General features: G+C 59.6%; 3 protein-coding genes and 1 pseudogene. 2 read left to right on the top strand and 2 right to left on the bottom strand.

Going from position 1 to position 3,582, the window contains the following annotated elements; all coding sequences use genetic code 11:
• Nucleotides 1–452, top strand: a pseudogene (locus ACIREA_RS28665) (hydroxymethylbilane synthase); the annotation flags it as partial.
• A 150-nt stretch (nucleotides 453–602) separates the two neighbouring features.
• The gene (locus tag ACIREA_RS28660; protein WP_397385743.1) at nucleotides 603–884 is read left to right on the top strand and encodes a hypothetical protein; all 282 of its coding nucleotides are present in this window, start codon (nucleotides 603–605) and stop codon (nucleotides 882–884) included.
• Nucleotides 885–1,033: 149 nt separating this feature from the next.
• On the opposite strand, the gene ACIREA_RS28655 is transcribed toward ACIREA_RS28660, so the two are convergent.
• A complete protein-coding gene (locus ACIREA_RS28655; protein ID WP_397385742.1) occupies nucleotides 1,034–2,230 on the bottom strand; it encodes an FAD-dependent oxidoreductase in 1,197 nt (398 codons plus the stop codon).
• Nucleotides 2,231–2,328: 98 nt separating this feature from the next.
• On the bottom strand, nucleotides 2,329–3,423 hold the full coding sequence (locus ACIREA_RS28650) for an esterase (protein ID WP_397385741.1): 1,095 nt from the start codon (nucleotides 3,421–3,423) through the stop codon (nucleotides 2,329–2,331).
• Between the last annotated feature and the right edge of the window lie 159 nt (nucleotides 3,424–3,582).

Raw genomic sequence — 3,582 nt, 5'->3', positions numbered from 1 at the left:
TCATCGGTGAAAACGCGCTCGATGCCGTGCTCCTCGCCGCCGCCGGCCTGCAGCGCCTGGGCTTGATGAAGGATGAGCAAATTCAGATCGAAGGCATCCACCTCTGCGCTTTGACTCTCGATCCCGTGAAGTTCCTCCCCGCTGCCGGACAGGGAGCCATCGCCATCGAATGCCGCGCTGGAGATGAAGCGACCATTCAGGCCATTCGCGCGCTCAATGACTCCGACACCGAATACCGCATCACCGCCGAGCGCGAGTTCCTGAAAATCCTCGGCGCCGGCTGCCAGACCCCCGTGGGTGCCCACACCTGGATCAAAGACGGCCAGCTCCACATGGCCGTGCGCGTCTTCAACGAAGCCGATCTCGCCCTGCCACCCGTCGAACGCGAAGCCCAGCGCCCCGTGCAAGAAGCCGCGCAGCTCGCCGCAGATCTCGCAGGAATGCTCCCGTAAAACGAACTCCCAAGTTCGTTTTCTCGCACCGCACCCGGTGCCCCCACTTGCTGCGCATCCTCACAAAGGCGGCTGCAATCACCTGCCCTTTTTGTAATGCGCAACGATTGACTGAATAGACCCGCAGTAGCTGCGTCGGACTATTCACTTATGAAAACTAAATGGGTTCTTCTGTTCACGGCCATTCTCACTCTGACATCTTTGAGTTCATGCATCGCCCCTTATGGCTACGGCGGCGGTTACGGGGGAGGATATGGCTACAGCAGATCCTACTACCGCCCCTCGTACGGCGGGTACAGCAGCTACGGCCGCTCCGGTTACGGTGGTAGCCGCGGGTATGGTGGCTACGGTGGCGGCTACAGCGGCCATCACGGCAGCTACGGCGGTCACAGCGGCGGCTTCGGTGGCCATGGCGGCGGCCATCACCATTGAGACATTTTCCTGAGCTGATGGATCCTCCCAGCTCTTGAGCATTTCTTCGCAGCGCCCGGACATTCTCCGGGCGTTGTTTTTTGATGAAGGCCTCCAAGGTTTGAAGCAACGCGTTCCGGTCGCGTATGGATGGTGGAGCACGAACAGGATTATCGTGTGGTCTTGAGACTACTAAACGGCCCCGTCTTCCCACCCGCCATCGTCGCCGTCATCTGGCGACGCAGCGGTGGAATGCGTTGAATGATCGGAAACACCAGATCACGCAACCACCCCAGCGGCAGAAGATCCGACTGGAAAAAGGGCGTCGTCCAGCGGGTCGCGAACTGGTAAAAGCGCAAGTGGCTGCGACGAGTGCGTGAATAATGCGCGAGAGCTTCAGGCAGTGAATTCGTAGCGAGAGATTGCGCGAGCACAGCGGCATCCATCAGCGCCAGGTTCACGCCCTGCCCGAGTTGGGGACTCAGCGCATGAGCAGCATCGCCGAGAATGGCCACGCGGTCGCCGTGCCACTGCTTCATGCGCACATCGTGATACGCCGCGGTGGCGATTTGTTGATGCGAGTCGATTTGCGCAAGGAAGCTTTCCGCCTGCGGGGCCAGGGCAAGGATCTCGTGCTTCCAATCTTCCAGCGGCGTATTCCGCCAGCGTTCAATGTGATCAAGCCGCAGGCTCCAGAACAGGCTGAGCAGATCGTCCTGCGTGCCGGTGGGCAGAAAGCCGGTGAGCTCACGCGTGTTTCCGACGCATTGCCACAGCACCTGCGGATCAAACTCCGGTGTCCTCTTGCCGATGAACCACAGTGCGCCCCAGGGATAACGGCTCACGCGTGCGGGCACGTCGCTTTGATCCCGTAGCGTGGAATGAGCGCCGTCGCAGATCAGCAGAAGGTCATAGGGTCCATGCGCAGCCCCGTTGGCATCGTGCAGCATGGGACGTTGCGTGGCATCGCGTGTGAGCTTGGCGATGTGCGTGTTCCACAGGACCTCTGCGCCTGCGTGCTGAGCAGCATCGAGCAGCAGGTCCAGCAAGGTGGCACGATGGGTGCCCGCACCAAAAAGACCGCTGCCGAGTTCTTCATAAGTCAGGTGCAGCAGCACGCGACCAGACTTCGTGCGACAGTACAATTTTGATATCGTGGCGATGTGCGGCCGCAGAGCTTCCGCGAGGCCTAGTTCCTGCAGCACCGCCATGCCAGTGGGTTGCAGCATGAAGCCCGCTCCCACTGGCAACTTCTGCGGCGCACGCTCGAAAAGCGTCACCGCATGACCCGCCCTCGCGAGATAGATCGCCGCCGCAGGTCCGGCCGTGCCGGAGCCGACGATGGCGATGCGCAAGGGGGAGGGCATGACTTTTAGAAAACACTGATTTACACCGCAGAGTTTGGTTCTGAAAAAACTCTGCGGCGTTCCGATCTCTGCGGTGCGTTGATTGGTTCAGTTCTTCCTCAGCGAAACAACTTCGGCGCAAAATCCGTGAGATAATTCCGCCACACCGGCCACGAGTGGTCTCCCGGTGTTTCATGCCATTCGTAATTCACGCCACTAGCCTTGAGTTTGGCAATGAGCTGGTTGTTGCGTTCCAGCAGGAAGTCTTTTTCACCGCACGCGATCCACAGCAGTTTCAGTTTGGCATTCGTGCCAGTGGCATCATCCAGTGCGGGCTTGATTTCATTCTCATCCACCGCACCGCTGAAGGAACCGATCCACGCAAAGCGGTCTTGGTTCGTCATGCCAATACTGAGCGCCTGCCAGCCGCCCATGCTGAGTCCGGCGATGGCACGCTGAGTGCGGTCCGCTGACACGCGGTAGTGACTCTCCACGATCGGGATGGCATCCTGGAAGAGTTCGTTTTTAAACGCGGCGAGCGAGAGCGCGCGGCGGTCCGCCATCTCACGCGGAATCTGGCCGAGCGGATGGCCGTCGATCATGAGGATAACCATCGGCTGCGCTTTGCCGGCGGCGATGAGGTTGTCGAGAATCCAGTGCGCCTTGCCATGCATCACCCAGGTTTCGTGGCGATCGCCAGAGCCATGCTGCAGGACAAAAAGCGGATATTCCTTCTGCTTACCGTCCTCATAACCCGGCGGCGTGTACACCCACGCGCTGCGCTGTTTGCTCAGCGCCTTGGAGAGGTAGGTGTGCTGATGCACGGTGCCGTGCGGCACATCCTGAAAATCCCACGGATTCGGCGGAGTGCCGGGAATGTGCAAGATGCTGGAGGTGGGATTGCGCTGCGGCTTCTGCGCCGGATTGACGGGGTCGATCATCGCGAGGTCATCAACAATGAAACTGTACTCCCACACGCCAGCAGGCACGTTCGGCACGGTGAGATTCCACAGCCCCTCAGCGTCCTTCGTCAGCGGCACGGGTTCTTTTTGCCACTGGCCTCGCAAAACCACGGTTTGAGATTTGGGAGCCCGCAGGCGGAAGATGACGCTGTGATCGTCCTGAACGTCCGGTGAAATGACCGGCGCGCTTCTCTGCGCGAAGGCGGTGCAGGTGCAGGCAAATACGAACGCAAGGTTGAGACAATACTTCATGGAAAAGTGATGCTGGCATGAAGGGCAGCGAGTGGGAAGCGGGAATCAACGGCCCCGATCCTGTCATAGGGCCGCATTTTCTTGAATACAGCCGCCGGGTCAGCGTCGAATCCCAGTGAACCCCTCAGTGATTATGAAAACAAAACTCATACTTCTTCT

The organism is Prosthecobacter sp. (assembly GCF_044373815.1).
Lineage (GTDB): Bacteria > Verrucomicrobiota > Verrucomicrobiia > Verrucomicrobiales > Verrucomicrobiaceae > Prosthecobacter.
The sequence above is the reverse complement of the archived record's forward strand: the minus strand, read 5'-3'. Positions and strand labels throughout refer to the sequence as shown.

Bases quoted from the DNA above. Each gene is read 5' to 3' on its own strand.
- ACIREA_RS28660 (WP_397385743.1), top strand. From the start codon at position 603: ATGAAAACTAAATGGGTTCTTCTGTTCACGGCCATTCTCACTCTGACA.
- ACIREA_RS28655 (WP_397385742.1), bottom strand. From the start codon at position 2,230: ATGCCCTCCCCCTTGCGCATCGCCATCGTCGGCTCCGGCACGGCCGGA.
- ACIREA_RS28650 (WP_397385741.1), bottom strand. From the start codon at position 3,423: ATGAAGTATTGTCTCAACCTTGCGTTCGTATTTGCCTGCACCTGCACC.